This window comes from Aeromicrobium sp. REDSEA-S32_B7 (genome assembly GCF_001626145.1).
Classification (GTDB): Bacteria; Actinomycetota; Actinomycetes; order Propionibacteriales; family Nocardioidaceae; genus Aeromicrobium; species Aeromicrobium erythreum.
The window spans coordinates 1-5,253 of sequence record NZ_LUNF01000234.1; the positions used below are offsets into that span (position 1 = coordinate 1).

The following is a 5,253-nucleotide window of genomic DNA, read 5'->3' on the forward strand; positions in this document are numbered from 1 at the left end:
ACCATGAAGTGCAGGTGGCAGCCGGTGGAGTAGCCCGTGCTGCCGACGTAGCCGATCACCTCGCCGCGCGAGACCCGGGCGCCGGCGCTGCGGGCGAACCCGGAGAGGTGGTTGTACGTCGTCACGATGCTCTGGCCGCGCTTGATGCCGTTGGCGAGGATGACGCGGTTGCCGTAGCCGGCGTTGTAGTACTGCTGGATGATGGTGCCGCTCGCGGCGGCGTGGATCGGGGTACCGCAGCCGACGCCGAAGTCGGTGCCGTCGTGCAGCTTGTACACACCGGTGACCGGGTGCACGCGCATGCCGTAGGGCGACGTGATCGGGCCGTTGACGGGGTAGGACAGCGCACCGTTGTCGTCGCCGCCGGAGAGGCCGCCGTTGTTGCCGCTGCCCCCACGACCGGCGCGCTCGCGGGCGCGCTGGCGCTCCAGCTCGCGTCGGGCGAGCTCGGCGAGCTCGTTGTTGAGGCGGTTCCGCTCGGCCTCGTAGGCGGCGAGCAGACGCTCGTCCTCGACCTTCGCGGCGCGCGCCTTGCCGCTGGCGTCGGCGCGGGCGTCGACGAGCTTGCCGACCTCGGCGGTCTGCGCCTCGGCGGCGGCCTCGAGCTCGGTCATCTTCTGCAGGTTGGCGGCGGCGGCCTGGCGGGCCACAGCGACCTGGTCGCGCAGCTTCTCGACCTTGTCGCGGTTGAGGCGCAGGATGACCTTGGCGGCCGCGAGCTTCTGCATGCGCGAGACCTGCGCGTCGCCGACGGAGGCGTTGAGGCTCATCCGGTCGGTGAACGTCGAGGGGCTCTCGCCGCCGAGCAGCTCGCCGAACGCCTTCATCCCGCGGTCGCCCTCCTGCACGGTCTGGACGGTGAACGCCTTCACCTCGTCCTCGGACGCCTTGAGCCGCCGCTCCCCCTTCTTCAGGTCGGCGACGGCCTTGTCGAGGGCGGCCTGGCTGCGGTCGAGCTCGGCCTGCATGCGGGCGTCCTCGGCCTGCGACACGGCCAGCTGGCCGCGGGTCTTGCCGAGCGTCGCGCGCGCCGACGAGAGCTTGGCCTGCGCGGCGTCGAGCGCCTTCGCGGCCTTCGCGTACGCGGCGCTGGAGGAGTCGAGCGACTTCTGGGCGCCGTCGATCTTGCCGTTGACGCCCTGCCTCTGACGCTGGAGGTCGTCCTTCTTGTCGGCCAGCACCGGGTTCATCAGCCCGACCACGAGCGCGCAGGTCGCGAGGATCGCGAGCACGCCCCGCCCCGCGTGACGACGCGTGACGGTACGGGTGGGACGGGACGACGTGCGGTGGGACATGGGACCTCGGCCTTGGGGAAGGAGAACTGCGAGGCGACCCGCCGCGAGGCGGGTGGTGCAGGTGTTACTGGTGTGACTCTAGGCCATCACGGTCACACGTCAAGGTACTTGCGGGTCATCACGAGTGTCGGGACGAGCGCCAGGAGCATGGCGAGCACGGTCGTGTAGCCCATGACGGCGGCCGCCTCCTGCCACCTGATCCAGGTGGTCAGCTCCCCCAGCTGGGTGCGCAGGTAGCCGTAGACGACGAACGACATGAACGCGGCCAGGCCTCCTGCCGCCAATGCCGCCGACACCAGCGCCGCGAGCAGCGACTCGAGCACGAACGGCAGCTGGATGTGCCAGCTGGAGGCGCCGACCAGACGCATGATGCCGATCTCGCGACGCCGGGCGTAGGCCGTCATGCGGATGGTGTTCGACACCTGCAGGATCGCCGCGACGATGAGCAGCAGCGACGTGGCCAGCGCGGCCCACCGCATCTTGTCGAGGATCTCGAACAGCGGTCCGAGCAGCTTCTTCAGCGACTGCACGTTGCCGACGCCGTCCATGCCCGAGACCTGGCTGACGAGACCGTCGAACTGCTGCGGATCCTTCAGGGTGACGAAGTAGGACTCGGGGAAGTCCGACGGCTCGACGGTGTCGAGCTGGGCCTTGCCGGAGTCGGTCTGGCCGAGCAGCTCACGGGCCTTGTCGTAGTTCTCCTGCGGGCTGCGGACGTCGTAGGACTTGACCTCGGGGTTCGTCGACAGCGCCTCACGGACGGCTGCGGTCTGGTCCTTCGTCGCGGCACCGCCGACGCACGTGGGCGCCGTGGAGTTGTCGGTGCACAGGTTGACCTGCACCTGCAGCCGGTCGCCGTAGAACTGCTCGGTGCGGTCGGCCTGGCTCTGCAGCAGCAGGCCGAGCGCCGCCAGCAGCAGCGAGACGGTCATCGTGACGACCAACGAGATGGTCATGGACGTGTTGCGGGACAGGCTCGCGCGGAGCTCGCTCAGGATGGTGCGCACAGGATCGCCTCAGGACTGGTAGCCGTAGATGCCGCGGGCCTCGTCGCGCACGACGCGCCCCTCGTCGAGCTCGATGACGCGCTTGCGCATCTGGTCGACGATCGAGGAGTCGTGGGTGGCCATGACGACGGTGGTGTCGGTGCGGTTGATGCGGTCGAGCAGCTTCATGATGCCGACGCTGGTGGTGGGGTCGAGGTTGCCGGTGGGCTCGTCGGCGATGAGGATCATCGGCCGGTTGACGAACGCGCGGGCGATGGCGACGCGCTGCTGCTCGCCGCCGGACAGCTCGTCGGGCATGCGGTGGCCCTTGCCCTCCAGCCCCACCATCTCGAGCGTCTCGGGCACCAGCTGGTCGATCTCGGAGCGCGAGCGGCCGATGACCTGCAGCGCGAACGCGACGTTCTCGTGGACGGTCTTGTTGGGCAGGAGGCGGAAGTCCTGGAAGACCGTGCCCACCTGGCGGCGCAGCTTCGGCACCTTCCAGGACGAGAGCTTGTTGATCTCCTTGCCGGCCACGTGCACGCGCCCTGACGTCGGCCGCGCCTCGCGCAGGACGAGACGCAGGAACGTCGACTTGCCCGACCCCGAGGATCCGACGAGGAAGACGAACTCCCCCTTCTCGATCTCCAGGTCGACGGCGTCCAGCGCAGGACGCTTCTGGCCCGGGTAGGTCTTGGTGACCTTGTCGAAGCGAATCACCCGACGAGTCTAGGCACGCGGGTCCACGTCCCCGTGCAGACTCGCCCGCGCTCGGTAGCGTGACGGCATGCTCCCCCGCCTGCCCGACCCGCGCCGTCTGCCGGACCTGGTCGAGGCGGCCGCCTCGCTGCTGCCGCGGGCCGTGGGACTGCTCGACTCGGCCGAGGACCTGGTGCGCCGCGCGCACCGGCTGGTCGACGACATCGACGCCACCCGCAAGGCGGCGGACGCCGTCGTCGTGCGCACCGCGGGCACGGTGGCCAGCGTCGAGCCGACCCTCGCGCGGGCGCAGGGCCTGCTCGACACGTTCGGACCGATCCTCGACGACCTCGGTCCGTCGATCGAGCGGCTGGCCCCCACGCTGCAGCGCATCTCCGAGACCACGTCGCCCGACGAGATCGAGGCGCTGGTGGGCCTCATCGATCACCTGCCGATGCTCGTGGAGAAGCTCGAGACCGACATCGTCCCGATCCTGGAGGACATGAAGAACGTCGGACCCGACATCCACGCGCTCCTGGACACCGCGACGGACCTCGCGGGCATGCTCGAGAAGGTGCCCGGCCTGAACCGACGTCGCAGCAGGGCTCGACCCGACTGACGCGCGGTGGCAGGGTCGAGGCATGGCCGAGCCCCAGAGCCCCGACGTCGACGTCGACGTCGACGTCCACGGCACCGTGCCCGAGAAGGACCTCCTGCGCGACTACCTCTACACGGCGCGTGACGCGCTGCGCTGGAAGGTGGAGGGTCTCGACGAGCTCGACGCGCGCCGCAGCCTCACGCCCACCGGCCTGAGCCTGCTCGGGCTGGTGCACCACACAGCCGTGTGCGCGTGCGAGTACTTCGGGGTGGTGTTCGACCGTCCGTTCCCCGAGCCGACGCCCGACGTTGACGCCGACCCCCACGCCGACTTCGTGGTGCCGGCCGAGGTCAGCCTCGCGGAGGCGCTCGGCTACGTGGACCGCGCGTGGGCGCACGCCGACGCGACGATCGACGCGCTCGACCTCGACGCGACCGGGGTCGTGCCGTGGTGGACCGCCCCGCGCGACGTGGTGACGCTGCGGCGCGTGCTGGTGCACATGGTCGCCGAGGCACACAGGCACGCCGGTCACGCCGACGTGCTCCGCGAGCGCCTGGACGGTCTGGCCGGGCTGCGGCCCGACGCCACGAACCTGCCCGACGACGTCACCTGGCAGCACCACGTGGCGCGCGTCGACCGCACGGCACGCGAGGCCGCCGAACGATCCGCCTGAGGCGCGAGACCTCCTGGACCGCGGGGCGTCACGACGCACCCGCCGGGGGACGAGAAGGTAGGTATGCCTTACCTTGATCGCCATGGTCGATCTCTCCGCCCCGCAGCTGCGCGGCACCGGCGTCGTCGCCGGCTACCGACGCGCGACGGTGGTGCACGGCGTCGACGTGACGTTGCGCGCCGGGTGCGTCACCGCCCTGATCGGCCCGAACGGGTCCGGCAAGTCGACGCTGCTGCGTTCCCTGGCACATCTGCACACCCCCGCAGCGGGTCAGGTCGAGCTCGGTGACGGCACCCGCCTCGCCGACCTCTCCGGCCGCGAGGTGGCGCAGCGACTGACGCTGCTGTCCCAGTCGCGCAGCGTGCCCGGCGGCGTGTCGGTGCGCGAGGTCGTCGAGTACGGCCGGCACCCGCACCGCGGACGCTGGGGTGCGGGCGACCCCGACGGACCCGCCGTCGTGGAGCGCGTGATGGCCCTGTGCGGCGTCGACGAGCTCGCCGACCGCGCCGTCGACACCCTCTCCGGCGGACAGCTGCAGCGCGTCTGGCTCGCCAGCTGCCTCGCCCAGGACACACCGGTGCTCCTGCTCGATGAACCCACCACGTTCCTCGACCTGCGCTACCAGGTCGAGCTGCTCGACACCGTGCGTGACCTGGCCGACCAGCACGGCATCGCGGTCGGCATCGTCCTGCACGACCTCGACCAGGCCGCCGCCATCGCCGACGAGGTCGTGCTGCTCGTCGACGGTCGCGTCGCCGCCTCCGGCCCCCCGGCCGAGGTGCTCACCGCCGAGCGGCTCACCGCCGCCTACGGCATCCGGGTCGACGTCCACGTCGACCCGTCCACCGGCCACGTCCGCACCCGCGCCGTCGCCCGCCACCACTCCCGCACCCTCACCCCCCAGGAGATCCCGTGACGTCCATCCGCCTGCCCCTCGTGGCAGCCACTGCGATCCTCGCTACCGCCCTCGCCGCCTGCGGCACCACCGAGGAGGCGTCCGAC

General features: G+C 71.1%; 6 protein-coding genes. 3 read left to right on the top strand and 3 right to left on the bottom strand.

The genetic code is table 11. The features are described from left to right. The 3 genes from A6Q79_RS15005 to ftsE form a co-directional block, all read right to left on the bottom strand. The coding region (locus tag A6Q79_RS15005; protein WP_317698701.1) for a M23 family metallopeptidase at positions 1 to 1,232 on the bottom strand (1,232 nt) is incomplete at its 3' end. 155 nt (positions 1,233 to 1,387) lie between these two features. Continuing rightward, positions 1,388 to 2,302: a permease-like cell division protein FtsX gene (gene ftsX, locus A6Q79_RS15010; protein WP_067855597.1), complete on the bottom strand. Its 915-nt coding sequence runs from the start codon at positions 2,300 to 2,302 to the stop codon at positions 1,388 to 1,390. Positions 2,303 to 2,311: 9 nt separating this feature from the next. Continuing rightward, positions 2,312 to 3,001, bottom strand: a complete 690-nt coding sequence (gene ftsE, locus A6Q79_RS15015; RefSeq protein WP_067855594.1) for a cell division ATP-binding protein FtsE — start codon at positions 2,999 to 3,001, stop codon at positions 2,312 to 2,314. A gap of 67 nt (positions 3,002 to 3,068) precedes the next feature. Here ftsE and A6Q79_RS15020 point away from each other — a divergent pair, with 67 nt between their 5' ends. From A6Q79_RS15020 to A6Q79_RS15030, 3 genes are all read left to right on the top strand, one after another. Further along, entirely contained in the window at positions 3,069 to 3,599 is a 531-nt protein-coding gene (locus A6Q79_RS15020) for a hypothetical protein (RefSeq protein WP_286689650.1), read from the top strand. Positions 3,600 to 3,621: 22 nt separating this feature from the next. After that, positions 3,622 to 4,251: a DinB family protein gene (locus A6Q79_RS15025; protein ID WP_286689651.1), complete on the top strand. Its 630-nt coding sequence runs from the start codon at positions 3,622 to 3,624 to the stop codon at positions 4,249 to 4,251. A gap of 82 nt (positions 4,252 to 4,333) precedes the next feature. Then, on the top strand, positions 4,334 to 5,167 hold the full coding sequence (locus A6Q79_RS15030) for an ABC transporter ATP-binding protein (RefSeq protein ID WP_286689652.1): 834 nt from the start codon (positions 4,334 to 4,336) through the stop codon (positions 5,165 to 5,167). The last annotated feature ends 86 nt before the right edge of the window (positions 5,168 to 5,253 follow it).

Coding starts and splice junctions, on each gene's coding strand:
- A6Q79_RS15030 (WP_286689652.1), top strand. CDS start 4,334: ATGGTCGATCTCTCCGCCCCGCAGCTGCGCGGCACCGGCGTCGTCGCC.
- A6Q79_RS15020 (WP_286689650.1), top strand. CDS start 3,069: ATGCTCCCCCGCCTGCCCGACCCGCGCCGTCTGCCGGACCTGGTCGAG.
- A6Q79_RS15025 (WP_286689651.1), top strand. CDS start 3,622: ATGGCCGAGCCCCAGAGCCCCGACGTCGACGTCGACGTCGACGTCCAC.